Below are 25,416 nucleotides of genomic sequence, written 5' to 3' on the forward strand. Positions count from 1 at the left end.
CCCTCTCTCCGGGGTCCGTGGGTACGGATGACGACGCGAGCCGCAGAACCCGCCGAAAGGTCTAAACCACTTTCCCGTCTGCCCTTGTCATCGGCCCCCCGGGTCTGATGAGCTGTGGCCCAGGACACAACGGACACCCTGAGAAAGGGAGATGTCGTGAGCAACGAAAGCCTGGCCAACCTCTTGAAGGAGGAGCGACGCTTCGCGCCGCCGGCCGACCTGGCCGCGCACGCCAACGTCACGGCGGAGGCGTACGAACAGGCCAAGGCTGACAGGCTCGGCTTCTGGGCCGAGCAGGCACGTCGGCTGACCTGGGCCAAGGAGCCCACGCAGACGCTCAACTGGTCGAACCCGCCGTTCGCCAAGTGGTTCGAGGACGGCGAGCTCAACGTCGCGTACAACTGCGTCGACCGCCATGTCGAGGCCGGGCACGGCGACCGCGTCGCCATCCACTTCGAGGGCGAGCCCGGCGACAGCCGCGCCATCACCTACGCCGAGCTCAAGGACGAGGTGAGCAGGGCCGCCAACGCCCTGCTGGAGCTGGGCGTACAGAAGGGCGACCGGGTCGCCGTCTACATGCCGATGATCCCGGAGACGGCGGTCGCGATGCTGGCGTGCGCCCGGATCGGCGCCGCGCACTCCGTCGTCTTCGGCGGCTTCTCCGCCGACGCGCTCGCCACCCGCATCCAGGACGCCGACGCCAAGGTGGTCATCACCTCGGACGGCGGCTACCGGCGCGGCAAGCCGTCCGCGCTCAAGCCGGCCGTCGACGAGGCCGTCGCGCGTGTGGACAACGTCGACCACGTGCTCGTGGTCCGCCGTACCGGCCAGGAGGTCGCCTGGACCGAGGGCCGGGACGTGTGGTGGCACGAGGTGGTGGACCGCCAGCCGGCCGAGCACACGCCGGAGGCGTTCGACGCCGAGCACCCGCTGTTCATCCTGTACACGTCCGGCACGACGGGGAAGCCCAAGGGCATCCTGCACACCTCCGGCGGCTACCTCACGCAGACCGCGTACACGCACCACGCCGTCTTCGACCTCAAGCCGGAGACCGACGTGTACTGGTGCACGGCCGACGTCGGCTGGGTCACCGGGCATTCGTACATCGTCTACGGGCCGCTGGCGAACGGCGCGACCCAGGTCATGTACGAGGGCACCCCGGACACCCCGCACCAGGGCCGCTTCTGGGAGATCGTGCAGAAGTACGGGGTGACGATCCTGTACACGGCGCCGACCGCGATCCGTACGTTCATGAAGTGGGGCGACGACATCCCCGCGAAGTTCGACCTGTCCAGCCTCCGTGTCCTGGGCTCGGTCGGTGAGCCGATCAACCCCGAGGCCTGGATCTGGTACCGGAAGAACATCGGCGCCGACACCACGCCGGTCGTCGACACCTGGTGGCAGACCGAGACCGGCGCGATGATGATCTCGCCCCTGCCGGGCGTCACCGCGGCCAAGCCCGGCTCCGCGCAGACCCCGCTGCCCGGCATCTCGGCCACCGTCGTGGACGACGAGGCGAACGAGGTGCCCAACGGCGGCGGCGGTTACCTGGTGCTCACCGAGCCGTGGCCGTCGATGCTGCGCACCATCTGGGGCGACGACCAGCGGTTCATCGACACCTACTGGTCGCGCTTCGAGGGCAAGTACTTCGCCGGTGACGGAGCGAAGAAGGACGACGACGGCGACATCTGGCTGCTGGGCCGTGTCGACGACGTGATGCTCGTGTCCGGCCACAACATCTCCACCACCGAGGTCGAGTCCGCGCTGGTGTCGCACCCGTCGGTCGCCGAGGCGGCCGTCGTCGGCGCGACGGACGAGACCACCGGGCAGGCCATCGTCGCCTTCGTGATCCTGCGCGGCACGGCCTCCGAGACGGAGGACCTGGTCGCCGAGCTGCGCAACCACGTCGGCAACACGCTCGGCCCGATCGCCAAGCCCAAGCGGATTCTGCCGGTCGCGGAGCTGCCCAAGACCCGCTCCGGCAAGATCATGCGGCGCCTGCTGCGCGACGTCGCCGAGAACCGCCAGCTCGGCGACGTGACGACGCTGACGGACTCCACGGTCATGGACCTCATCCAGACCAAGCTGCCTTCGGCGCCGAGCGAGGACTGACCGCCCGGCGAGGAGTCCGTCGAGGAGTACGTCTAGGAGTCCGGCGAGGACCGAGTACGGCAGGGAAGGGCACCCGGCGACAGGCGCGCCGGGTGCCCTTTTCGCGCCTAACGTAGGGATCGCCGGATTCCTCCGTCTGCACCTTAGGTAAACTAAGCAAAGGTGCGCCGGGAAGTCTGGTCGGCAAGGAGTTCGTGCTGCCCACCGACCGGAGGTCCCCACCGTGGCCGCGTCCCGCACCAACCCCGCCCGCAAGGTTCTCGGCCGTCTTTCCCTGCCCGAGCGGACCTTCGTCGCGGACGCGCTGCGCACCGAGACGGTCGGTGGTGTGCTGCTGCTCGTGGCCGCCGTCACCGCGCTGATCTGGGCGAACGTACCCGCGCTGCACGGCAGTTACGAGAGCGTCAGCCACTTCCACTTCGGCCCCGCGGCCCTCGGCCTGAACCTCTCGGTCGCGCACTGGGCCGCCGACGGGCTGCTCGCGGTCTTCTTCTTCGTCGCCGGCATCGAGCTCAAGCGCGAACTGGTCGCCGGTGATCTCCGCGACCCCAAGGCGGCCGCCCTGCCGGTCGTCGCGGCCCTGTGCGGGATGGCCGTACCGGCACTCGTCTACGCCCTCACCAACCTCACCGGCCACGGCTCGCTCAGTGGCTGGGCGGTGCCCACCGCCACCGACATCGCCTTCGCGCTGGCGGTCCTCGCCGTCATCGGCACGTCCCTGCCGAGCGCCCTGCGCGCCTTCCTGCTCACCCTCGCCGTCGTCGACGACCTCTTCGCGATCCTGATCATCGCGGTGTTCTTCACCAGCACCATCGACTTCGCCGCGCTCGGCGGCGCCGTCGTGGGCCTCGCGGTCTTCTGGCTGCTGCTGCGAAAGGGCGTGCGCGGCTGGTACGTGTACGTCCCGCTCGCCCTCGTCATCTGGGGACTGATGTACAACAGCGGCGTGCACGCCACCATCGCGGGCGTCGCCATGGGCCTGATGCTGCGCTGCCACCGCCGTGAAGGCGAGGCGCACTCCCCCGGCGAGCACGTCGAGCATCTCGTACGGCCGCTGTCGGCAGGTCTCGCCGTGCCGCTGTTCGCCCTGTTCAGCGCCGGCGTCGTGGTGTCCGGCGGGGCGCTCGGGGACGTGTTCACCAAGCCGGAGACGCTGGGCGTCGTCCTCGGGCTCGTCGTGGGCAAGGCGGCCGGGATCTTCGGCGGTACGTGGCTGACGGCCCGCTTCACCAGGGCCTCGCTGAGCGAGGACCTCGCCTGGGCCGACGTGTTCGCCGTGGCGACGCTGGCCGGCATCGGCTTCACCGTGTCGCTGCTGATCGGCGAACTCGCCTTCGCCGGGGACGCCGTACTGACGGACGAGGTCAAGGCCGCCGTTCTCACGGGGTCGCTGATCGCGGCCCTGTTCGCGACGGTGCTGCTGAAGATACGCAACGCCAGGTACCGCAGGCTGTGCGAGGACGAGGAGCGCGACGACGACCTCGACGGCGTCCCGGACATCTACGAACAGGACGATCCGGCCTACCACCTGCGGATGGCCGCGATCTTCGAGAGCAAGGCCGCGGAGCACCGCAGGCTCGCCGAACTGAAGGCCGCCGAGCGACGCGCGCTTGCCGAAGTACCGGGCGGGGCAGGCGAGGACAACCACCGTCCGGCATGATCTGACGGGACGGTACAAAAGGACCGCTCGAAAGCAGTACGGCAGAAGAGGGAGACCGCGATGAGCGCACCCGACGGCAGCCCGGTCGGCGCCGAACGCAGCATCGGCCAGCTGTTCGCCTCGGCGACGGCCGAGATGTCGGCGCTGGTGCACGACGAGATCGCCCTGGCCAAGGCGCAGCTCAAGCAGGACGTCAAGCGCGGCGCGACGAGCGGAGGCTCGTTCACGGTGGCCGCCGCCATCCTCGTGTTCTCGCTGCCGATGCTCAACTTCGCGCTGGCGTACGGCATTCACGCCTGGACCGGCGGGCACAACGGCCAGGGCGGCTGGAACCTCGGCTGGTGCTTCCTGCTCTCCTTCGCGGCCAACGTCCTCATCGCCGGCGTCCTCGCGCTGGTCGGCGTCGTCTTCGCGAAGAAGGCGAAGAAGGGCCAAGGCCCGCAGAAGGTCGCCGCGTCCATGAAGGAGACGGCGAACGTGCTGCAGAAGGCCAAGCCGCACCCGCGTCCCGAGCCCCCCGCTCTCGAGGAGCGGGCCCCCGAGGCCATCGAGGCTGTGGCACGCTCATCCTCATGACGGATCCCGCCACACCTTCGGCGCAGCCGGCCTCGGTCGTACGGCCCGGCGTCCTCCCCGACGGGACGAAGCTGACGCATCGCGACGTCGCCGCCAACGGCGCGCGCTTCCACATCGCCGAGGTCGGCGACGGGCCGCTCGTCCTGCTGCTGCACGGCTTCCCCCAGTTCTGGTGGACCTGGCGGCACCAGCTGACCGCGCTCGCCGACGAGGGCTTCCGGGCCGTCGCCATGGACCTGCGCGGCGTCGGCGGCAGCGACCGCACCCCGCGCGGCTACGACCCCGCGAACCTCGCGCTCGACATCACCGGCGTGATCCGTTCCCTGGGCGAGCCGGACGCCGCGCTGGTCGGTCACGACCTTGGCGGCTATCTGGCGTGGACGGCGGCCGTGATGCGGCCGAAGCTCGTACGGCGGCTCGCGGTCGCCTCGATGCCGCATCCCCGGCGCTGGCGCTCGGCGATGCTCTCGGACGTCAAGCAGACGCGCGCGGGCTCCTACATCTGGGGGTTCCAGCGCCCCTGGATCCCCGAACGGCAGCTGATCGCGGACGACGGCGCGCTCGTCGGGGAGCTGATCCGCGAGTGGTCCGGGCCGAACCTGGCCGACGACAAGGCGCTGGAGACCTACCGGCGCGCGATGTGCATTCCCTCCACGGCCCACTGCTCGATCGAGCCGTACCGCTGGATGGTCCGCTCGATGGCCCGCCCGGACGGCATCCAGTTCAACCGGCGGATGAAGCGGCCGCTGCGGGTGCCGACCCTCCATCTGCACGGCTCGCTCGACCCCGTGATGCGCACGCGGAGCGCGGCCGGTTCCGGCGAGTACGTCGAAGCGCCGTACCGCTGGCGGCTGTTCGACGGACTGGGCCATTTCCCGCACGAGGAGGATCCGGTCGCTTTCACCACAGAACTGGTCAATTGGCTGAAGGATCCCGAACCCGATAGGTGACCGATCGGACGCGCCCGGTATCCGGACCGGAACGCGTGTCCGACGAACAGCCAATTGCCTGGCGCATAGGCCAATTGGGCGTCCTGGGAGCGGTTATCGACCTTGGGGCAGGGGCAGACGTCGGGGTATGGGCTGGACGCACGACTACAGTGACGCGGCACGCACCCGACGCTCGGCCGGCGGCCTGAGCTCCCACCAGCGGGGCGCCGCCCCGCAGACAGCGGGCACGGACCTCCGGGTGGGCATCCCGCGCATCCTGCGCCGCAGGGCACGCTGGGTCTCCGTACGCCTGCGTCACACCCGGGGCTGACGCCCCCTCTCCCGCGAAGCCTCAGAGGGCGCAGCTGTCGCTGTCCACCTGCTGGTTCGCCGTACGCCCCTTGACGATGTCCTCCTGGATCTCGTCCGCGGTGAGCGCGTACCCGGTGTCGGCGTCGTCCAGGGACTTGGCGAAGACCACGCCGTAGACCCCGCCCTCGGGCGTGAGCAGCGGGCCGCCGGAGTTGCCCTGGCGGACGGTCGTGTACAGCGAGTAGACGTCCCGGCGGACGGTGCCCCGGTGGTAGATGTCCGGGCCGTTGGCCGGGAGGCGGCCCCGCACGCGGGCCGCCCGGACGTCGTACGAGCCGTTCTCCGGGAAGCCCGCGATGATCGCGCTGTCGCCGCTGCGGGCGTCCGTGGCCGTGAACTTCAGGGCCGGCGCCTTGAGATCGGGTACGTCGAGCACGGCGATGTCGCGGTGCCAGTCGTAGAGGACGACCTTCGCGTCGTACTTCCTGCCCTCGCCGCCTATCTGGACGGTGGGCTCGTCGACGCCGCCCACGACGTGCGCGTTGGTCATGACGCGGCGGTCGCCGAAGACGAAGCCGCTGCCCTCCAGGACCTTGCCGCAACTCTGCGCGGTGCCCATGACCTTGACGATGGAGCGCTTGGCGCGCGTGGCGACGGGGCTGTTCGCGAGGGCCGGGTCCGGGGGCCGGACGTCGGTGATCGGCTCGTTCGCGAACGGGCTGAAGACCTGCGGGAAGCCGTTCTGCGCGAGCACCGAGGAGAAGTCGGCGAACCAGGTGTCGGCCTGGTTGGGCAGAGCCCGGGAGACCCCGAGGAGCACCTTGGAGCTGCGGACCTCCTTGCCGAGGGTGGGCAGCGTGGTGCCCGCGAGGGCCGAGCCGATCAGCCACGCGACCAGGAGCATCGCGACGACGTTGACGAGGGCGCCGCCGGTCGCGTCCAGGGCGCGGGCCGGCGACCAGGTGATGTACCGGCGCAGCTTGTTGCCCAGGTGGGTGGTCAGTGCCTGGCCGACCGAGGCGCAGACGATGACGACCACGACCGCGACGACGGCGGCGGTCGTGCTCACCTCGGAGTTGTCGGTCAGCGCGTCCCAGATGACGGGCAGGGTGTAGACGGCGACGAGACCGCCGCCCAGGAAGCCGATCACCGACAGGATGCCGACGACGAAGCCCTGCCGGTAGCCCACGATCGCGAACCACACGGCGGCGACCAGCAACAGGATGTCCAGCACGTTCACCGGTTCGAGCCTCGCCTCATCACTCTGCGGTCACCTCAGGTCGGCCGGGGGCCGGCCCGCCGCGCAGCGGCGATCCGATACGGCGTCCCCCGGGAAGACACAGCACGGCAGACACCCTGTCATGACCGCCAGTCGAGCGGGACCTGCTTGTCGCGGTCCCAGGGGCGCTCCCAGCCGGCGTAGTGCAGCACTCTGTCGATGATTCCGGCCGTGAAGCCCCACACCAGGGCGGATTCGACCAGAAATGCCGGACCTCGGTGGCCGCTGGGGTGCACCGTGGTGGCGCGGTTGTCGGGGTGCGTGAGATCCGCCACGGGGACCGTGAACACCCGCGCCGTCTCGTTCGGGTCGACGACCCCGACCGGGGTCGGCTCCCGCCACCAGCCCAGCACGGGGGTCACCACGAAGCCGCTGACCGGGATGTACAGCCTGGGCAGGACACCGAAGGGCTGGACGCCGGCCGGGTCGAGCCCGGTCTCCTCCTCGGCCTCGCGCAGAGCGGCCCGGAGGGGCCCGTCCGCCTTCGGGTCGCCGTCCTCGGGGTCGAGGGCGCCGCCCGGGAAGGAGGGCTGCCCGGCATGCGATCTCAGGGAGCTCGCCCGCTCCATGAGCAGCAGTTCGGGGCCGCGCTCGCCCTCACCGAAGAGGATCAGCACGGCGGACTGCCGTCCCGCCCCGTCCTTCGGCGGCAGGAAGCGGCTCAGCTGGAGCGGCTGCACCGTCTCCACGACCCGGACCACCGGCTCCAGCCACTCGGGCAGCCCCTCGGTGCTGAGCGTCACCGGCCCACCCTGCGTCTCGCTCGCGCGCGTCATCGCCACCCCCGTCCTGCCGTGTCCAACGTCCCGGGTGCCCGAGATCGTTCCTGAGCCGCCCGACCGGTGGCCCGGCGCGTCATGGCGCCCGTCATCCGGCCCCCAGCGGCGGGGCCGGCTTCCCGCCCGCGTCGAGGTAGGACTGCGGGGGCCTGAGGCGCTGGCCCGGGAAGCCGCCCTTCTCGTACTTGAGGAGCTTCTTCGCCTTCTCCGGGTCCGTCTCGCCCTCGCCGTACGCGGGGCAGAGCGGGGCGATGGGGCAGGCGCCGCAGGCGGGCTTGCGGGCGTGGCAGATGCGGCGGCCGTGCCAGATCACATGGTGCGAGAGGTCGGTCCAGTCGCTCTTGGGGAAGAGCGCGCCGACGGCGGCCTCGATCTTGTCCGGGTCGGTCTGGTCCGTCCACTGCCAGCGCCGCACCAGCCGCTGGAAGTGCGTGTCCACGGTGATGCCGGGCCGCCCGAAGGCGTTCCCGAGCACGACGAAGGCGGTCTTGCGGCCCACGCCGGGCAGTTTGACCAGGTCCTCGAGCCGGCCGGGGACCTCACCGCCGAACTGCTCCACCAGCGCCTTGGACAGCCCCATGACGGACTTGGTCTTGGCCCGGAAGAAGCCGGTCGGGCGGAGGATCTCCTCGACCTCCTCGGGGTTGGCCGCGGCCAGGTCCTCGGGGGTCGGGTACTTGGCGAAAAGGGCCGGCGTCGTCTGGTTGACCCTGAGGTCGGTGGTCTGCGCCGACAGGACCGTGGCGATCACGAGCTGGAAGGGGCTGTCGAAGTCCAGCTCCGGGTGGGCGTACGGATACACCTCGGCGAGCTCGCGGTTGATCCGGCGGGCGCGGCGGACCAGCGCGGTGCGCGACTCCTCCTTCGGCGGCTTGCCGGCCGCCTTGGCGGGAGGGGCGTCCTGGACCGCGGCCGCCGCCTTCCTGGGCGCAACGGCGGGCTTCTTCGCCGGAGCGCTTTTCGTCACCTTCGCCGGTTTTCTTCCACCGCCGGGGTTCTGTTCGCCCACAGCGGAATCACGACGTACAACCACCCGCCCAGCCCCCTTGGCCTGTGCTCTCACCGGCGTTTTGGACACCCGGCCAGCCTAGAGCCCGGCACTGACATCCGCCCCGGACCCGGGGGACCGGCCCCCAATTGGACCCCTGCCGCTTACCCCGGGACAGGTGTGCGGCATCCTTGTGACAGATCACACTGTTTGGACCGTCCGGCAAGATGGGGAACACGCTCCCCTGGTACCAAGGGGGAGCAAGATCCCCTGAGCAGGTCGACAAGGAGAGTACTCGTGGACGACGTTCTGCGGCGCAACCCGCTCTTCGCGGCGCTCGACGACGAGCAGGCCGCGGAGCTTCGCGCCTCCATGAGCGAGGTGACCCTCGCGCGCGGCGACGCGCTCTTCCACGAGGGCGACCCCGGAGACCGGCTCTACGTGGTCACCGAGGGCAAGGTGAAGCTTCACCGCACCTCCCCCGACGGCCGCGAGAACATGCTCGCCGTCGTCGGCCCCAGCGAGCTGATCGGCGAGCTGTCGCTCTTCGACCCGGGCCCGCGGACCGCCACGGCCACCGCGCTGACCGAGGTCAAGATGCTCGGTCTGGGCCACGGCGACCTGCAGCCATGGCTGAGCGCCCGCCCCGAGGTGGCCGGCGCCCTGCTGCGCGCCGTCGCCCGCCGGCTGCGCAAGACCAACGACGCGATGTCCGACCTGGTCTTCTCCGACGTCCCCGGCCGTGTCGCGCGCGCCCTGCTGGACCTCTCCCGCCGCTTCGGCGTGCAGTCCGAGGAGGGCATCCACGTCGTCCACGACCTGACGCAGGAGGAGCTGGCCCAGCTGGTCGGCGCGTCCCGCGAGACGGTCAACAAGGCGCTGGCGGACTTCGCCCAGCGCGGCTGGCTCCGCCTGGAGGCGCGAGCCGTGATCCTGCTGGACGTCGAGCGGCTCGCCAAGCGGTCCCGCTGACGTTCACTCCCGTCTGTGTTCCGGGGGCCCGGCCCCCGGACAGGCTGCTTTAGTGAGCCCATGGCCGAAAACGCGACCGCCAAGGGTCTCGATCCCCAGGGCTACATCGAGCGCGAAGGCTCTCTCGGCCGCATCCCGCGCGTCTTCCGGCCAGTCGTCGCCTCCGCGCGGGACCGGCTGCTGGAGGCGTTCGGGGCGCGGCTGCACAGCGCGTATCTCTACGGGTCGATCCCGCGCGGCACCGCGCGCGTGGGACGCAGCGATCTGGATCTGCTCGTCGCGCTGCAGGAGGAGCCGTCGGACGCCGACCGGGCCGGCCTGCGGACCCTCGAGGAGGCCGTCGCCAAGGAGCACCCGCAGATCGACGGTGTCGGCACGCTGCTGTACGGCCGGGCGCGGCTGCTGAGCGCGGCGGAGACGTACGACCTGGGCTGGTTCGTGGCCTGTATGTGCACCCCGCTGCTCGGGGAGGACCTCGCCGAGTACCTGCCCCGCTACCGGCCCGACTCCCGGCTCGCCCGCGAGACCAACGGGGACCTCGCCCTGCTGCTGCCACGCTGGCGGCGGCGGATCGCGGAGGCCGAGGACACCGAGACGGCCCGGCGGCCGCTCGTGCGGTTCATGTCCCGGCATCTGGTGCGCACCGGATTCACGCTCGTCATGCCCCGCTGGAACGGCTGGACCAGCGATCTCACGGAGATGGCCGAGGCGTTCGGCGCGTACTACCCCGAGCGCGCGGAGCAGATGCGCGCCGCGGCCGCACGGGGCCGGGAGCCGACCGGTGACGCCGCCGTACTGCGCTCCTACGTCGAGGATCTGGGTCCGTGGCTCGCGCAGGAGTACGCGCGCGTGCACGGCGTGAAGAGCCCCAGGGGCTAGATGAGCCCGTGCTCCCGCAGATAGTCCAGCTGCGCCCGCACCGACAGCTCGGCCGCCGGCCACAGGGAGCGGTCCACGTCCGCGTAGACGTGTGCGACGACCTGGGACGGGGTCCCGTAGCCGTTCTCGACCGCCGTCTCGACCTGGGCGAGGCGGTGGGCACGGTGGGCGAGGTAGAACTCGACGGCCCCCTGGGCGTCCTCCAGGACGGGGCCGTGGCCGGGAAGCACGGTGTGGACGCCGTCGTCGACGGTGAGCGACCGCAGCCGCCGCAGCGAGTCCAGGTAGTCGCCCAGACGGCCGTCGGGGTGCGCCACGACCGTCGTGCCGCGGCCCAGCACCGTGTCGCCCGTCAGGACCGCCTGGTCGGCCGGGAGATGGAAGCAGAGGGAGTCCGAGGTGTGGCCCGGGGTCGGCACGACGGCCAGCTCCAGGCCGCCGACCGTGACCACGTCCCCGGCGGCCAGCCCCTCGTCGCCCAGCCGCAGCGCCGGGTCCAGGGCGCGCACGTTGGTGCCGGTCAGCTCTGCGAAGCGTGCGGCGCCCTCCGCGTGGTCCGGGTGGCCGTGGGTCAGCAGCGTGAGCGCGATGCGCCGGCCGGCCTTCTCGGCCGTGTCCACGACGTTGCGCAGATGGCCCTCGTCCAGCGGGCCGGGGTCGACGACCACGGCCAGGCCGGAGTCCGGCTCGCCCAGGATCCAGGTGTTGGTGCCGTCGAGGGTCATCGCCGATGCGTTGGGCGCCAGGACGTTGACGGCCCGGGAGGTGGCGGGGCCGGTGAGAACCCCGCCCCGCGGCTGACCGGGAAGAGCTGCTGCGTCCGTCATGCTCAGGCTCCACCGGTCGGCAGGTCGGTCGGGATGTGCTTGGTGAACTCGTCGTGCCCCGGCCAGGACAGCACGATCTCGCCGCCCTCCAGCCGGGCCCGTGCCAGTACAGCGGTCATGTCCCTGCCGGGGGCCGCGGCGAGCGCCTCGGCGGCCGTGCCGTACGGGAGCAGCTGGCGCAGGGTCGCGACGGTCGGCGGCATCATCAGCAGCTCGCCCTTGTCATAGCCCTCGGCGGCCTCGGGAGGCCGGATCCACACCGTGCGGTCCGCCTCCGTGGAGGCGTTGCGGGTGCGCTGGCCGTCCGGAAGGGCCGCCACGAAGAACCAGGTGTCGTAGCGCCTCGACTCGAACTCCGGGGTGATCCAGCGGGTCCAGGCCCCGAGGAGGTCCGAGCGCAGCACCAGGCCGCGGCGGTCCAGGAACTCGGCGAAGGAGAAGTCGCGGGCGACCAGGGCCGCGCGGTCCGCCTCCCAGTCCTCGCCCGTGGTGTCGCCGACCACGGAGGAGGCGGACGGCCCGGCCAGCAGGACGCCCGCCTCCTCGTACGTCTCGCGTACGGCCGCGCAGACGATCGCCTGGGCGGCCGCCTCGTCCACGCCGAGCCGGTTCGCCCACCACGCGCGCGTGGGGCCCGCCCAGCGGACGTGGTGCTCGTCGTCGCGCGGGTCGACGCCGCCGCCCGGATACGCGTACGCGCCTCCGGCGAAGGCCATGGAGGCGCGTCTGCGCAGCATGTGCACCGCGGGGCCGCGGCCGGTGTCCTTCAGGAGCATGACGGTCGCGGCGCGCTTGGGGACGACCGGAGTCAGCGTGCCGTCCGAGAGCGCACGGATGCGTTCCGGCCAGTCCTGCGGAAACCACTGCCCATTCGCCATGGGCGGAGGCTATCCCGTGGCGCGCGAATGTTCGAGAGCCCCCCAGGTCGGACCCGAGGTCAGAGCGGTGGCCGGGCGCGTGCGCCCGCGCCGCCGGTCCGCTCCGCGACAGCGGGGCCTACGCCCCGGTGAGCTCCACCTGGATCTCGACCTCGACCGGTGCGTCCAGCGGCAGCACCGCCACACCGACCGCACTGCGCGCGTGCACGCCCTTTTCGCCGAGGACCTCGGCGAGCAGCTCGCTCGCGCCGTTGACCACGCCCGGCTGGCCGGTGAAGTCGGCGGCCGAGGCGACGAAGCCCACGACCTTCACCACGCGCGCGATGCGGTCCAGGTCACCGGTCACGGACTTGACGGCGGCCAGCGCGTTCAGGGCACAGGTGCGGGCCAGTTCCTTGGCCTCCTCGGCCGTGACCTCCGCGCCCACCTTGCCGGTGACGGGCAGCTTGCCCTCGACCATGGGGAGCTGGCCGGCGGTGTAGACGTAGACGCCCGACTGCACGGCCGGCTGGTACGCGGCCAGCGGCGGGACGACCTCCGGCAGGGTCAGGCCGAGTTCGGTCAGCTTCGCCTCTACGGCACTCATGCCTTCTCCCGCTTCAGGTACGCGACGAGCTGCTCGGGGTTGTTCGGCCCGGGCACGACCTGGACGAGCTCCCAGCCGTCCTCGCCCCAGGTGTCCAGAATCTGCTTCGTAGCATGGACGAGCAGCGGCACAGTTGCGTATTCCCAAGAACGATGGCTAGCATCAGCCATGACAACACCCCAGGTGGTTAGCGGCTTGAATCTTCACGTTGCAGGCTATACGCGGCAGTCCTACGGGCGTGTCAACGGGAGCGAAGCCAGCCCAGCGAGCCAGCGTGAGGCAAACGCGGCACGGTTCGAGTCATTCGCCGCTGAGACTGCCAGGCAGGGGCGGGAAGCCACCTGGCACGGCCACTACGAAGACGTTGGCATCTCTGCCTACAGCGGCACTGAGCGGCCAGACTTTGAACGCCTGCTGCGTCACTGCCGACTGGGCCGAATCAACGTCCTGGTTGTCTACAACATCGCTCGCCTGTCTCGTCTTGAACCTCGGGACGCCATCCCGATCGTCAATGAGCTGATGTCCCTGGGTGTAACGATCGTCTCGGTCGCTGAAGGTGTCTTCCGCCCAGGTGAGCTCATGGACCTGATTCACCTGATCTTCCGGCTGGATGCCGCCTACCAGGAGTCAAAGAACAAAAGCACGGCGGTACGGGACGCTGCCACGCTGGCTCGCTCCCTGGGTGGATATGTGGGAGGCAAGGCACCGTACGGCCGGCGACTGCGCCAGGAAACGCGAAGCGCGCCCAACGGCAAGCCTGTAGCTGTGCAGTTGCTCGTCACAGAGCCTGCGGAAGCAGAGGTCATCCAGCGCGTTGCGAAGCAGTTGCTGGCGGGCAAGGACTCTGTCCATTCCATGTGCGCCACGCTGAACGCTGAAGCCGTCCCGACCCTGGGCGCCTCACGCGGGAAGCGCACAGCGGACAGCGCCTGGCACCCAAAGACGCTGATTCGCATGCTGCGTCACCCGCACCTCGCGGGATTCGACGCTGAGGCGGTCTACAGCGCACAGGGACGCGTGACTGGCCATCGTGTCCACCGTGACGCCGAGGGCAAGCCGTTACGAGCCTGGGACCCGATTCTCAGCGAGGCTGACTGGTTCGCGCTACAGGACTGGCTAGACGCGCGACCAACCCGCATGAACGAACACAGGACTACGGCGCTGCTGTCGTCGCAGGGGATCATGATCTGCGCCTGCGGCTGCTCAATGAGTGCCAACAACGCTGACCGCCCCAGCTACTTCTGTAACCGGCCGGCAGGCAAGCCGCTGACGCGGACGCCTGGCGACCATGAGGGACGCAGCTACATCAGCCGCACAGCGCTTGACGATCACGTGGTCCGCAGTATCTTTGCGCTGACCTCTGCTGCTGAGTGGGACGAGCAGTCGCGCAGCGTCCTTGAGCGGGTCTCAGCGCACTACGCAGAGGTCAACGAAACGCCCGAGACAGGGCAGGAACGGCAAACCGTGCTGCAGGATAGGGCTGATGCGCTGCGTGCCCTCAACCAGCTGTACGAGGACGGGAAGCTTTTCGAGGGCGACCCGATCGGCCGTGCTCGCTGGCAGGAAGACATCCAAACCCAGCAGGAACGGCTACGCGCTGCGGACAACCGGCTTGAGGAACTGGGCCAGACAGGGTCCATGGTGCTGCCGATCAGCAGATGGACCGAGTCAGACAACGGCGATCCGATGGGCCCTGGTTCCTGGTGGGAGTCGGCAACTCTTGCTGAGCGCCGCAGCTTTGTCGCGCTGTTCATCAAGCGGATCGTTGTGCGCAAGGCACTGTCCAGCGAAAAGAGCCGGGGCAACAAGGCGCGCGCTGTGATCGATGGCCGCGTGACTATCGAATGGGTTTAGCCCGCATCTGGAGATCTTTAGTCTTTCCGTCAGCCGGACCAACCTTCCGGTCAGCTCCGTTCCTGCTGCTAGACCCAGCGGAGCGGGGCGTTTTGTTTGTTGCTACACACGGTGTCCAGCCTGCGCGCTGATGGCCTCGTGTACGTGGTGAGTGGCCGTGGCTACTTCGTGAGCGAACGCGCCTGAGGCGCGGCCCAACTGCCCGCTGAGGGACGGGTCCAGCACTTCCTGCTGCACAGTCACTGGTCAGACCCCTGGTTCGTATGCCATCGTGCGTGTCTACACACTCTAGTATTCCCCCTTGGTCATTTGCCGCCTCTAGCCGCTGCCCGCCCACCGCCCGTGGTCGAGTTGTCCACAGGCTGTCGCGTGGTTGGTGCACGGACTGGTTAGGCTCGAAGACGTGAGCAGGCTCCAGGTCGTCAGCGGCAAGGGCGGGACCGGAAAGACGACGGTCGCCGCCGCACTAGCGCTGGCCCTCGCGACCGAGGGGAAGCGGACGCTTCTCGTCGAGGTCGAGGGGCGCCAGGGCATCGCGCAGCTCTTCGAGACGGAAGCGCTGCCCTACGAGGAGCGGAAGATCGCCGTCGCTCCAGGTGGCGGGGAGGTGTACGCCCTCGCCATCGACCCCGAACTGGCCCTTCTGGACTACCTCCAGATGTTCTACAAGCTCGGAGGTGCCGGCAGAGCCCTGAAGAAACTCGGCGCGATCGACTTCGCCACCACCATCGCACCGGGCCTCAGGGACGTGCTCCTGACCGGCAAGGCGTGCGAGGCGGTGCGCCGCAAGGACAGGAGCGGCCGGTTCACCTACGACTACGTCGTGATGGACGCACCGCCCACCGGCCGCATCACACGCTTTCTGAACGTGAACGACGAGGTGGCGGGCCTGGCGAAGATCGGCCCGATACACAATCAGGCGCAGGCCGTGATGCGGGTGCTGAAGTCGAAGGAGACGGCCGTGCACTTGGTCACGCTCCTCGAGGAGATGCCTGTCCAGGAGACCGCCGACGGCATCTCCGAACTGCGGGCCGCGAAGCTGCCGGTGGGCCGGATCATGGTGAACATGGTGCGCCCCGAGGTGTTGGACGCGGCAGAACTGGAACTCGTACGCGGCATGTCCCGTTCCTCGGTGGCAAAGGCACTGTCCTCGGCGGGACTCGGCGGCGCCCGCCGGGGTGGGAACGCCGAGAAGCTGGTGGCCCCCCTGCTGCAGCAGGCCGAGGAGTACGGCGAGCGTTATGCGCTGGAGCACGAGCAGCGCGCGGTGCTCGGCGAGCTCGGCCTGCCGCTGCACGAACTGCCGCTGCTCACCGAGGGCATGGACCTGGCCGGGCTGTACGAGCTGGCCACCGAGCTGCGGAAGCAGGGGATGTCATGAGTCCGGACCCGGCAACGGATGGGCACAGCACCCGGGCAGCAGACCAGGAGAGCGGCCGTCACCACCTCCCCCCCGCGCGCGTGCTCGACGTCGACCCGCTGCTCGACGACCCGCAGACCCGGATCGTGGTCTGCTGCGGCTCGGGCGGCGTCGGCAAGACGACCACCGCTGCGGCCCTGGGCCTTCGGGCCGCCGAGCGCGGGCGCAAGGTGGTCGTGCTGACCATCGACCCGGCGCGCCGGCTCGCCCAGTCCATGGGCATCGACTCGCTGGACAACACCCCGCGCAGGGTGAAGGACGTGGATGGCGCGGGCGAACTGCACGCGATGATGCTCGACATGAAGCGCACCTTCGACGAGATCGTCGAGGCGCACGCGGACCCCGAGCGGGCCGCCACGATCCTGTCGAACCCCTTCTACCAGTCGCTCTCCGCCGGCTTCGCCGGCACGCAGGAGTACATGGCGATGGAGAAGCTCGGGCAGTTGCGGGCGCGTGACGAGTGGGACCTGATCATCGTCGACACCCCGCCGTCCCGCTCGGCGCTCGACTTCCTGGACGCGCCGAAGCGCCTGGGCTCGTTCCTGGACGGGCGGCTGATCCGGCTGCTGACCGCGCCGGCCAAGCTGGGCGGCCGCGCCGGGATGAAGTTCCTGAACGTCGGGATGTCGATGATGACCGGCACGCTCGGCAAGCTGCTGGGCGGCCAACTCCTCAAGGACGTCCAGACGTTCGTGGCCGCGATGGACACGACCTTCGGCGGCTTCCGCACCCGCGCGGACGCGACGTACAAGCTGCTGCAGGCGCCCGGGACCGCGTTCCTGGTGGTGGCGGCGCCGGAGCGGGACGCGCTGCGTGAGGCGGCGTACTTCGTGGAGCGGCTGGCGGCCGAGCAGATGCCGCTCGCGGGTCTGGTGCTCAACCGCGTCCACGGCAGCGGCGCCGCCCGGCTGTCGGCCGAGCGTGCGCTCGCCGCCGCGGAAAATCTTGTGGAGCCCCGCATTGTCGATCAGGACGGCGGGAAAGCTGGACTTCGTAACTCTCCCGACCCGTACGGCAGTTCAGAATCTTCCGCATCCGCGCCCGTCGAGTCGTCCCCGTCCGAGCCCGGCTCCCCCGGTCCGGATCAGGAGGACCAGGGCGTCGAGCGGCTCACCGCAGGCCTGCTGAGGCTGCATGCCGAGCGTATGCAGGTGCTCTCCCGTGAGCAGCGCACGCGTGACCGCTTCACCGCGCGCCACCCCGAGGTGGCGGTGGCCGAAGTGGCCGCGCTGCCCGGCGATGTGCACGATCTCGCGGGACTGCGGGACATCGGGGACCGGCTCGCGGCCAATCGGCCGGAGCTGCCCGAGACTGCCGTGGACTAAGCCGAGGGGTGCCCTCAGCTCACCGCCGCGAAGTTCTCGTACACCTGGTCGTCGTCGAGCGGCAGGATGCCCACTCCGCGCTCGTACTCCAGGCGAGCCGTCTCGAGGAGCCGACGCCAGGAGGTCACCGTGGGCCGCCTGCGCAGCAGTGCGCGGCGCTCACGCTCCGTCATGCCTCCCCACACGCCGAACTCGACGCGGTTGTCCAGCGCATCGGCCAGGCATTCGGTGCGTACCGGACATCCGGTGCACACCGCCTTGGCCCTGTTCTGCGCTGCTCCCTGCACGAACAGTTCATCCGGATCGGTAGTGCGGCAGGCGGCCTGCGCACTCCAGTCGGTTACCCAGCCCATACCGGCGCCGTCCTCTCCCGAATCGAGGCTCCCCCACGGCGGCAGCGGCATATTCACCGCCGCCAGTTGAGGACGTTACGGAAGGTGGGCACAGCGCAACACCCCCAGCGGGCCCAATCTTGAATGGCCCGAACGGACTATGCGTAAGCGGCAGATCACCCGGGGGAGTGAGCTGGTGACATACGTGACCTTCCCGGCAAACCGGGACAGTTCTGTTGGGTCACAACGGGCGTCAACTGACACACGAGGCGGATTCGGGCACGTCCCCACCAAAAAAGTCGGGGAACCTCCGGAACGATTCGGGGTCGCCGGACGTATTGATACGTGGCCCTACTGCTGTGACAGTTGGGAGCAGCTTAGGCCAAGGCATATACGCGTGTCCGGCGAATGAGAACGTAGGCTGCCCTCATGCCAAAGAAGCGCTCGGGCGGTGGTCTGTCGCCAACGCAGCAGGCCGCCAAGTTCCTCGGTGTCAGTGTGCTCGCCGGAGCCGTACTGGCGGGCATCGCGCTGCCCGCCGTAGGCGCGCTCGGACTGACCGCCAAGGGATCGGTGGAGAGCTTCGACGAGCTGCCGGCCAACCTCAAGACGCCGCCGCTGAGTCAGCGCACCTCCATCCTCGACGCCGAAGGCGGCCAGATCGCCACCGTCTACTCGCGTGACCGCACGGTGGTGAACCTCAAGGACATCTCGCCGTACATGCAGAAGGCGATCGTGGCGATCGAGGACTCGCGCTACTACCAGCACGGCGCCGTCGACCTCAAGGGCATCCTGCGCGCGCTGAACAAGAACGCGCAGAGCGGCGGAGTCTCCCAGGGCGCCTCCACTCTCACCCAGCAGTACGTGAAGAACGTCTTCGTGGAGGAGGCCGGCGACGACCCGACGAAGGTCGCCCAGGCCACCCAGCAGACCCTCGGCCGCAAGATCAAGGAGCTGAAGTACGCGATCCAGGTCGAGGAGGAGCTCGGCAAGAAGAAGATCCTCGAGAACTACCTGAACATCACGTTCTTCGGTGAGCAGGCCTACGGCGTCGAGGCGGCCGCCGAGCGCTACTTCTCCAAGCACGCCAAGGACCTCAACGTCCAGGAGTCGGCGCTTCTCGCGGGCATCGTCCAGTCGCCCACCCGGTACGACCCGGTCAACGACGAGGCGGAGGCCACCAAGCGCCGCAACACCGTGCTCCAGCGCATGGCCGACATGGGCGACATCTCGCAGGCGGAGGCCGACAAGGCCGGGAGGACGCCGCTGGGCCTCAATCCCAGCAAGCCCAAGAACGGCTGCATCACCGCGGTCAAGGGCGCCGGCTTCTTCTGCGACTACGTGCGCGAGGTGTTCCTGAACGACCCGGTCTTCGGCAAGACCAAGGAGGCCCGGGCGAAGGTCTGGAACCAGGGCGGTCTGACGATCCGTACGACGATGGACCCGCAGGCCCAGGAGTCGGCCCAGGCGTCGATCAAGGACCACGTCTACAAGAGCGACGACGTGGCCACCGCCGCCACCATCGTCGAGCCCGGCACCGGCAGGATCCTCGCGATGGGCCAGTCCCGGCCCTACGGCTTCCGCAAGCACGAGACGCAGATCAACCTCTCCGTGGACCAGAGCGCGGGCGGCGGCGCGGGCTACCAGACCGGTTCGACGTTCAAGCCGATCGTGGCCGCGGCGGCGCTGGAGGGCGGCACGCCGGCGACACAGTCGTACTCCTCGCCGTACGCGATGGCGTATCCGAGCCCGGTGTCGATCTGTGACGGCAAGGAGTGGCGCACCGACCCGAACAACCCGGCCAAGCTGACGAACGAGAACACCGAGGAGCACGGTCCGTACAGCATGAAGGAGGCGACCGCGAAGTCGGTCAACACCTACTACGTGCAGCTGATCAGCGACATCGGTATCTGCCCGGTCGTCGACATGGCCCAGAAGATGGGCGTGGCGCGGGCGGACGGCGGCAAGATGCAGCAGGCGCCCTCCATCGCGCTCGGCACCCAGGAGATGTCCCCGCTGACGATGGCGAACGCGTACGCGACCTTCGCCTCGCGCGGCATGTACTGCACGCCGGTCGCCATCGAGTCCATCACCCAGACCGTCGGCAGCCAGAAGAAGTCGCTGGCGGTGCCGAAGTCGACCTGCTCGCGCGCCATGTCGGAGAAGACCGCCGACACGGTGAGCACGCTCCTGAAGGGCGTGGTCGAGGACGGTACGGGTCAGCAGGCGGGCCTCGGCAGCCGCCCGAGCGCGGGCAAGACCGGTACGACGGACAACCGCTACGCGGCCTGGTTCGTCGGCTACACGCCGAACATGGCGGGCGCGGTCTGGGTCGGCGACCCCACCCACAAGCGCCGGATGGTCAACATCAGCATCGGCGGCACCTGGAACGCCAAGGTCTACGGCGGTCAGGTCCCCGGCCCGATCTGGCGGGACATGATGAGCGGCGCCCTGGACGGCAAGCCGGTGGAGGACTTCAACCTCGTCGACATCCCGGACGGCAACAAGGGCCACGGCCACGGCGACGGGAAGAACGGCGGCAACGGCGGCAACACCGACGGCGGTCTCATCGGCGGCCTGACCAACGGCGGCACCGACGGAGGCAACACGAACGGCGGCACCTTCCCGACGCCCACCTTCTCCATCCCGTCCAACCTGTTCCAGGGCCAGAACGGCACCGGAGGCAACGGCAACGGAGGGCGGCGCGGCTGATGCCGTGATGCGGCCCGCCGGACCCGGCCACCCGCCGCGAACGGGCCCGCCGCGAGCCGGACGGTGAGCTGAGACAGGGACGGCCCCTGACCGTCGTAGCGAGATCACTCTCGTACGACGGTCAGGGGCCGTCTCCCGTACGGCTCCCCCGGCGGATCAGCCGGCCAGCAGCTTCTTCACCGCCGCGGCGACACGGCCGCCCTCGGCCTGGCCCGCCACCTTCGGGTTCACGATCTTCATGACGGCACCCATCGCGCGGGGGCCCTCGGCGCCGGCCGCCCTGGCCTCCTCGACGGCCTGGGCGACGATCCGGTTCAGCTCCTCGTCACCGAGTTGCTTGGGCAGGTACGCGGCGAGCACCTCGCCCTCCGCCTTCTCCCGCTCGGCGCTCTCCGGCCGCCCACCCTCCGCGAAGGCGTCGGCCGCCTCCCGGCGCTTCTTCGCCTCCTTGGTGATCACCTTCAGCACCTCGTCGTCGGAGAGCTCGCGCTTCTCCTTGCCCGCGACCTCCTCCTTGGTGATCGCGGCGAGCGTCAGCCGGAGCGTCGAGGAGCGCAGCTCGTCGCGCTCCTTGATCGCGGCGTTGAGGTCTTCGTGCAGCTTCGACTTGAGCGTGGTGGTCATGGCACCGATTGTCGCAGGTGCGCAACGCCCGATGCCCGTTGATTTAAGGGGCGGTGAGGCTCAGGAGGGTCTCCGGGTCTGACACGATGGACGTATGCGCGCTCGATACGGAGTACCTCTGGGAATCGCGGCGGCCGGCGCCGCCGGTGTGGTGTACGCGGCGGGTTTCGAGGCCCGCTCCTTCCGGCTGCGACGGGTGACGGTCCCCGTTCTGCCGGCGGGAATGCAGCCTCTGCGCATCCTCCAGGTCTCCGACATCCACATGGTCGGCGGGCAGCGCAAGAAGCAGCGCTGGCTGCGGTCGCTGGCCGGCCTGCGCCCCGACTTCGTGATCAACACCGGTGACAACCTGTCCGACCCGGAGGGCGTGCCGGAGGTCCTGGACGCGCTGGGCCCGCTGATGGAGTTCCCCGGGGCGTACGTCTTCGGCTCGAACGACTACTACGGCCCCAGGTTCCGCAACCCGGCCCGCTACCTGATGGAGAAGGCCCAGCGGCGCCACGGCCTGAACGGCAACCCGCCGGTGGTCGGCGCGATCCACAACCCGTGGGAGGACCTGCGGGACGGCTTCGACGCGGCGGGCTGGCTGAACCTGACGAACACGCGCGGCACGCTCAAGGTCGAGGGCGTCTCGGTGGAGCTCACGGGCCTGGACGACCCGCACATCAAACGCGACCGCTACCTCCAGGTGGCCGGCGGTCCCTCCGGCGCGGCCGACTTCTCGATGGGCGTGGTGCACGCGCCGTACCTGCGCGTGCTGGACTCCTTCGCGGCGGACGCGTACCCGCTGATCCTCGCGGGCCACACGCACGGCGGGCAGCTCTGCCTCCCCTTCTACGGCGCCCTGGTCACCAACTGCGACCTGGACACGGAACGGGTGAAGGGCCTGTCGACGCACTCGGCGGAGGGCCGCACGTCCTATCTCCACGTGTCGGCCGGCTGCGGCACGAACCGCTACACGCCGGTCCGGTTCGCTTGCCCGCCGGAGGCGTCGCTGCTGACGCTGGTGAGCCGGGACTGACGTCCGGGGGCGGGGCGGATGCCGGGGGCTGACGCCGGGGGTGGATGCCGGGGGCAGGCTGACGCCGGTGAGCGGGGCTGACGCCGTGGGCCGGGGAGGGTAACCCGCGCGGCCCACTCACCTCGCCACATATGACCCTTTTGTCTAACTTGAGGGCATGACCGCCCCGATACCCAGGGACATCCCGGACCTCCCCGCCCTCCCCGGCATGCCCACGCTGCTGCCCTCCGCTGTCCCCGCCGCCGCAGTGGTGACTCCCGTACGCCGCCCCCTCGCCGCCGTGTACCGCCTCCTGGTCGCCCTGGCGGCAGCGGCCGGCGTCACCATCGACCTGCTCCTCGGCAGCCCCGTCCGGGTCCTGAGCTACTTCACGATCCAGAGCAACATCCTCCTGGCCGTGGTCTTCGCCCTCTCGGCCCGCCGCGCCTGGGCGGCCCGCCGCCCGCTCCCCTCGGCGTGGACCGGCGCGACGCTGCTCTACATCACCATCACCGCGCTGGTGTACCACCTGCTCCTGGCCGACGCCTCACCCGCGTTCACCATGACGGGCACCACCACGGCCCTGACCGGCTGGCAGTGGATCAGCAACCAGATCCTGCACACGGCGGTCCCGCTCGCGGCCCTGCTGGACTGGCTGCTGCTGACGCCCCGCGGCCGCCTCCACCTCCGCCAGGCCGCGACGTGGCTGCTCTACCCGCTGGCCTACCTGCTGTTCTCCTTCGCGAGGGGCGAGCTGATCCCGCCCAAGACACCGGGCCGCTACCTCTACCCCTTCCTGGACGTCGATCTCCACAGCTACAAGAACGTCCTCGCCAACGCCCTCCTCCTCGGCCTCGCCTTCTACGGCCTGGCGGTCCTCCTCGTCGCCCTCGACCACGCCCGCCCCAACCCGGTCCGCCCCCGCCGCAAAACCGGATTTCGTCTCCAGCCACCCGTGGGCTAAAGTAAACGACGTCGCCGCGAGCAGCGGCGACGATCGGGGTGTAGCGCAGCTTGGCAGCGCGCTTCGTTCGGGACGAAGAGGTCGTGGGTTCAAATCCCGCCACCCCGACAGCTGAAACACCAAGTCAGGGGCCTGATCCGCATCGCGGGTCGGGTCCCTGAGTGGTTCTGGGGGCCATTCGGGAGACATCTGGGAGCCGAGTGCGGAATCCGGCTCCCGGGCAACGGCCTTCGCCCGCACCACTCTCTTGCATCTTCGCCCTCGACCCCGTCGGGAACCAACCAGGGGCGACACTTTCGACCACCCTCCTGGATACCTGGAGAAGGGGCGATCGGTCGATCCCTTCACGGCGGTACTCTCGTCACACGGCTGCCCGTGACCCCGGCCCTCTCCGTGAAGTGTCGTTCCGCGCAACAGAGGCCCTGCGCATGGCGAGAGCCACCCCGGTGACAGAGGAGATGGGGCGCATGTGCCCGCATCCCTACCTGTTCGACGAGTTGCGTGTGGTCACCGCGGGCGGCGAGTTGGACGTGTCGACCGTGCCGGCCTTCACGCGTGGTCTGGAGGACGCCCGGCACGACAGCGGGCGGCTGTTCCTGATCGTCGATCTGGTCGGCGTCAGCTTCATGGACGGCAGCGTCCTGGACCCGCCGTGCGCGGCGTGGGAGGACTGTCATGAGCGGCTCGGAACGGTGCGGGTCCCGCACAACCGGACAGGCGCAAGTCCCGTGTTCCGGGCCGCGGGTCTGCTGGAGCACTTCCCGCGGTATGCGAGCGCCCAGGACGCCTGGCAGGGCATACCCGCGGACCGTGCGGCGGCGGGCCGGGGAACGTAATGTACAGCGCAAGTCGGACGGCGTCTCACCCCGAAGTGCCCCGGCCGCCAGGGAGCGGAGAACGGTGATCAGCGACGGCATGGCCGAGGTTCTGCGGTCGCTGCACCGAGGCGGTGCCGACGACGCGGCACAGGCGTGCACGCGGGCGTTGGGCGCCGAGGGGGTCGCGCTGTCGCTGTTGGTCGGTGCCAGGCGGTCTACCGAGCCGCTGTGGTGCCATTCCGAGCTGAGCGCGCGGTTCGAAGAACTGCAGTTCACGCTGGGCGAGGGCCCGGCATCGGACGCGGTCCGCACCGGGGCGCCCGTCGTGGAACCGGACCTGGCCCGGGTGCGCCCCGAGAGGTGGCCCGCGCTGCTGCCCGCCGCGCGCGAGCTGGGCGTACACGGTGTGTGCTGCTTCCCGCTGGGCATCGGGGCCATCCGGATCGGCGTGCTGACCGTGCTGTGCGACGGCGACAGGCGGCTGAACCAGCAGCAGTACACGGACGCCACGGCACTGACAGCCGCGCTGACCAGCGCTCTCCTGAACGGCGACCGACGCAACGGGGACGGGGGCGTTCCCGGGCTCGGCATGGACCTGGAACCTCCCTCGGTGCTGCGCCGCGCGGTCGTGCACCAGGCCACGGGAATGATCAGCGTCCAGCTGGACGTGTCCATGGAAGAGGCGCTGCTGCGCCTGCGCGCCCACGCGTACAGCGGCGAGCGCCCCCTCGGCGAGGTCGCGGCGGACGTGGTCGCCCGCAGGCTGCGCTTCGGCAACGACTTCGACGACGATATGAGCGGGCCGTATTCGCCCGACGGTGGAAAGGGATGATCGGCATGGCCCGCGAACGACGTCTGGCCGAGATCTTCGTGGAGGTGGCGGACTCCCTCGTCGAGGACTTCGACGTCATCGACCTGCTGCAGCGGCTGTCCACGCGCTGCGTCGAACTGCTCGACGTGTCGGCCGCCGGGATCCTGCTCGCCGACGCGCACGGTGAACTGCAGATCATCGCCGCCTCCGACGAGCACACACGCCTGCTGGAACTCTTCGCGCTCCAGCACGACCAGGGCCCGTGCGTCGAGTGCTACCGCACCGGCACCGCCCGGACCAACGTCGACCTGGCGCGGGCGGAGGCCACCGCCGGCTGGCCGCGCTTCGCCGCACGGGCCCGCGAGACGGGGTACGCGGCCACCCACGCCATCCCGCTGCGCCTGCGCAACCGGATCGTCGGCACCCTCAACCTCTTCCAGAAAACGCCGCACCGCCTGGGCGACGACGACATCGCGCTCGCCCAGGCCCTCGCCGACGTCGCCACCATCGCGATCCTCCAGCAGCGCACCCTGGAACAGTCGCACCTCGAGAACAGCCAGCTGGAGACCGCCCTGACCAGCCGCATCCTGATCGAACAGGTCAAAGGCGTCCTGGCGGAACGCTGGAACTCCTCCGTCGACGACGCCTTCGCCGCCTTCCGGTCGTACGCCCGCTCCCGCCGGCTGCGCCTGTCAGACCTGGCCACGCAGATCATCTCGGGCGACTTCGACACCACCACCATCCCCGCGCCGGCCCGGCCCGGCGACAGCTCCGACTGA

Annotated in this window: 25 protein-coding genes and 1 tRNA gene; 17 read left to right on the top strand and 9 right to left on the bottom strand. The window is 70.0% G+C overall.

Features of this window, described 5'->3' with window-relative positions; all coding sequences use genetic code 11:
• The first annotated feature begins 156 nt into the window (after positions 1 to 156).
• The 5 genes from acs (at position 157) to ACIBN2_RS25990 (ending at position 5,608) form a co-directional block, all read left to right on the top strand.
• Positions 157 to 2,112 carry an acetate--CoA ligase gene (gene acs, locus ACIBN2_RS25970; protein ID WP_399137662.1) on the top strand — a complete coding sequence of 652 codons (1,956 nt, stop codon included), beginning with the start codon at positions 157 to 159 and terminating at the stop codon, positions 2,110 to 2,112.
• A gap of 223 nt (positions 2,113 to 2,335) precedes the next feature.
• Positions 2,336 to 3,772, top strand: a complete 1,437-nt coding sequence (gene nhaA / locus ACIBN2_RS25975) for a Na+/H+ antiporter NhaA (protein ID WP_399137663.1) — start codon at positions 2,336 to 2,338, stop codon at positions 3,770 to 3,772.
• A gap of 60 nt (positions 3,773 to 3,832) precedes the next feature.
• Complete coding sequence (locus ACIBN2_RS25980; protein WP_399137664.1) at positions 3,833 to 4,348, top strand: phage holin family protein; 516 nt, start codon at positions 3,833 to 3,835, stop codon at positions 4,346 to 4,348.
• Positions 4,345 to 5,298 carry an alpha/beta fold hydrolase gene (locus ACIBN2_RS25985; protein WP_399137666.1) on the top strand — a complete coding sequence of 318 codons (954 nt, stop codon included), beginning with the start codon at positions 4,345 to 4,347 and terminating at the stop codon, positions 5,296 to 5,298. Before ACIBN2_RS25980 ends, ACIBN2_RS25985 begins: the two co-directional genes overlap by 4 nt.
• A gap of 127 nt (positions 5,299 to 5,425) precedes the next feature.
• A complete protein-coding gene (locus ACIBN2_RS25990) occupies positions 5,426 to 5,608 on the top strand; it encodes a hypothetical protein (protein ID WP_399137668.1) in 183 nt (60 codons plus the stop codon).
• 21 nt (positions 5,609 to 5,629) lie between these two features.
• Here ACIBN2_RS25990 and ACIBN2_RS25995 read toward each other — a convergent pair whose 3' ends face one another.
• The 3 genes from ACIBN2_RS25995 to nth all read right to left on the bottom strand — a co-directional run bounded on the left by ACIBN2_RS25995 (position 5,630) and on the right by nth (position 8,656).
• Entirely contained in the window at positions 5,630 to 6,829 is a 1,200-nt protein-coding gene (locus ACIBN2_RS25995; RefSeq protein WP_393867269.1) for a MarP family serine protease, read from the bottom strand.
• Positions 6,830 to 6,948: 119 nt separating this feature from the next.
• Positions 6,949 to 7,644: an NUDIX hydrolase gene (locus tag ACIBN2_RS26000; RefSeq protein ID WP_399137670.1), complete on the bottom strand. Its 696-nt coding sequence runs from the start codon at positions 7,642 to 7,644 to the stop codon at positions 6,949 to 6,951.
• Between the two features lie 91 nt (positions 7,645 to 7,735).
• Positions 7,736 to 8,656, bottom strand: coding sequence for an endonuclease III (gene nth, locus ACIBN2_RS26005; protein ID WP_399137672.1), 921 nt, complete (start codon positions 8,654 to 8,656; stop codon positions 7,736 to 7,738).
• A 276-nt stretch (positions 8,657 to 8,932) separates the two neighbouring features.
• Between nth and ACIBN2_RS26010 the strand changes: the two genes are divergently transcribed.
• The gene (locus tag ACIBN2_RS26010) at positions 8,933 to 9,607 is read left to right on the top strand and encodes a Crp/Fnr family transcriptional regulator (RefSeq protein ID WP_030942386.1); all 675 of its coding nucleotides are present in this window, start codon (positions 8,933 to 8,935) and stop codon (positions 9,605 to 9,607) included.
• Positions 9,608 to 9,667: 60 nt separating this feature from the next.
• Positions 9,668 to 10,486 (top strand): nucleotidyltransferase domain-containing protein, encoded by an 819-nt coding sequence (locus ACIBN2_RS26015; RefSeq protein WP_399137674.1) that lies wholly within the window; start codon positions 9,668 to 9,670, stop codon positions 10,484 to 10,486.
• Here the strand turns inward: ACIBN2_RS26015 and ACIBN2_RS26020 are convergent.
• The 4 genes from ACIBN2_RS26020 to ACIBN2_RS26035 form a co-directional block, all read right to left on the bottom strand.
• On the bottom strand, positions 10,483 to 11,313 hold the full coding sequence (locus tag ACIBN2_RS26020; protein WP_399137676.1) for an MBL fold metallo-hydrolase: 831 nt from the start codon (positions 11,311 to 11,313) through the stop codon (positions 10,483 to 10,485). The two genes, ACIBN2_RS26015 and ACIBN2_RS26020, sit on opposite strands and share 4 nt — an antisense overlap.
• Positions 11,314 to 11,315: 2 nt before the next feature.
• Entirely contained in the window at positions 11,316 to 12,191 is an 876-nt protein-coding gene (locus ACIBN2_RS26025) for an NUDIX hydrolase (protein ID WP_399137677.1), read from the bottom strand.
• Between the two features lie 118 nt (positions 12,192 to 12,309).
• The gene (locus ACIBN2_RS26030; protein WP_399137678.1) at positions 12,310 to 12,777 is read right to left on the bottom strand and encodes a RidA family protein; all 468 of its coding nucleotides are present in this window, start codon (positions 12,775 to 12,777) and stop codon (positions 12,310 to 12,312) included.
• Entirely contained in the window at positions 12,774 to 12,947 is a 174-nt protein-coding gene (locus ACIBN2_RS26035) for a DUF4177 domain-containing protein (protein WP_399137680.1), read from the bottom strand. The genes ACIBN2_RS26030 and ACIBN2_RS26035 overlap by 4 nt, the downstream gene beginning before the upstream one ends.
• On the opposite strand from ACIBN2_RS26035, the gene ACIBN2_RS26040 reads away from it, so the two are divergent.
• From ACIBN2_RS26040 to ACIBN2_RS26050, 3 genes are all read left to right on the top strand, one after another.
• Complete coding sequence (locus ACIBN2_RS26040; RefSeq protein WP_399137682.1) at positions 12,946 to 14,631, top strand: recombinase family protein; 1,686 nt, start codon at positions 12,946 to 12,948, stop codon at positions 14,629 to 14,631. The genes ACIBN2_RS26035 and ACIBN2_RS26040 overlap by 2 nt on opposite strands.
• Before the next feature lie 325 nt (positions 14,632 to 14,956).
• The gene (locus ACIBN2_RS26045; protein ID WP_399138222.1) at positions 14,957 to 16,012 is read left to right on the top strand and encodes an ArsA-related P-loop ATPase; all 1,056 of its coding nucleotides are present in this window, start codon (positions 14,957 to 14,959) and stop codon (positions 16,010 to 16,012) included.
• Positions 16,009 to 17,376 (top strand): ArsA family ATPase, encoded by a 1,368-nt coding sequence (locus ACIBN2_RS26050; RefSeq protein ID WP_399137684.1) that lies wholly within the window; start codon positions 16,009 to 16,011, stop codon positions 17,374 to 17,376. Before ACIBN2_RS26045 ends, ACIBN2_RS26050 begins: the two co-directional genes overlap by 4 nt.
• A gap of 14 nt (positions 17,377 to 17,390) precedes the next feature.
• Here the strand turns inward: ACIBN2_RS26050 and wblA are convergent, their stop codons facing one another.
• Positions 17,391 to 17,729, bottom strand: a complete 339-nt coding sequence (gene wblA, locus ACIBN2_RS26055; RefSeq protein ID WP_399138223.1) for a transcriptional regulator WblA — start codon at positions 17,727 to 17,729, stop codon at positions 17,391 to 17,393.
• Positions 17,730 to 18,137: 408 nt separating this feature from the next.
• Between wblA and ACIBN2_RS26060 the strand changes: the two genes are divergently transcribed.
• Positions 18,138 to 20,420 carry a transglycosylase domain-containing protein gene (locus ACIBN2_RS26060; protein ID WP_399137685.1) on the top strand — a complete coding sequence of 761 codons (2,283 nt, stop codon included), beginning with the start codon at positions 18,138 to 18,140 and terminating at the stop codon, positions 20,418 to 20,420.
• 156 nt (positions 20,421 to 20,576) lie between these two features.
• Here the strand turns inward: ACIBN2_RS26060 and ACIBN2_RS26065 are convergent, their stop codons facing one another.
• The gene (locus ACIBN2_RS26065; RefSeq protein WP_399137687.1) at positions 20,577 to 21,044 is read right to left on the bottom strand and encodes a GatB/YqeY domain-containing protein; all 468 of its coding nucleotides are present in this window, start codon (positions 21,042 to 21,044) and stop codon (positions 20,577 to 20,579) included.
• A 94-nt stretch (positions 21,045 to 21,138) separates the two neighbouring features.
• On the opposite strand from ACIBN2_RS26065, the gene ACIBN2_RS26070 reads away from it, so the two are divergent.
• The 6 genes from ACIBN2_RS26070 to ACIBN2_RS26095 all read left to right on the top strand — a co-directional run bounded on the left by ACIBN2_RS26070 (position 21,139) and on the right by ACIBN2_RS26095 (position 25,416).
• Positions 21,139 to 22,065 (top strand): metallophosphoesterase, encoded by a 927-nt coding sequence (locus tag ACIBN2_RS26070; RefSeq protein ID WP_399137689.1) that lies wholly within the window; start codon positions 21,139 to 21,141, stop codon positions 22,063 to 22,065.
• Between the two features lie 157 nt (positions 22,066 to 22,222).
• On the top strand, positions 22,223 to 23,008 hold the full coding sequence (locus ACIBN2_RS26075) for a Pr6Pr family membrane protein (protein WP_399137691.1): 786 nt from the start codon (positions 22,223 to 22,225) through the stop codon (positions 23,006 to 23,008).
• Between the two features lie 34 nt (positions 23,009 to 23,042).
• Positions 23,043 to 23,116: transfer RNA gene (locus tag ACIBN2_RS26080), tRNA-Pro, on the top strand.
• 359 nt (positions 23,117 to 23,475) lie between these two features.
• A complete protein-coding gene (locus ACIBN2_RS26085; RefSeq protein WP_399137693.1) occupies positions 23,476 to 23,844 on the top strand; it encodes an STAS domain-containing protein in 369 nt (122 codons plus the stop codon).
• A 64-nt stretch (positions 23,845 to 23,908) separates the two neighbouring features.
• The gene (locus ACIBN2_RS26090) at positions 23,909 to 24,658 is read left to right on the top strand and encodes a GAF and ANTAR domain-containing protein (protein ID WP_399137695.1); all 750 of its coding nucleotides are present in this window, start codon (positions 23,909 to 23,911) and stop codon (positions 24,656 to 24,658) included.
• Positions 24,655 to 25,416 carry a GAF domain-containing protein gene (locus ACIBN2_RS26095; protein ID WP_399137696.1) on the top strand — a complete coding sequence of 254 codons (762 nt, stop codon included), beginning with the start codon at positions 24,655 to 24,657 and terminating at the stop codon, positions 25,414 to 25,416. Before ACIBN2_RS26090 ends, ACIBN2_RS26095 begins: the two co-directional genes overlap by 4 nt.

The organism is Streptomyces sp. NPDC050534, from assembly GCF_044457745.1.
Taxonomy (GTDB): Bacteria; Actinomycetota; Actinomycetes; order Streptomycetales; family Streptomycetaceae; genus Streptomyces.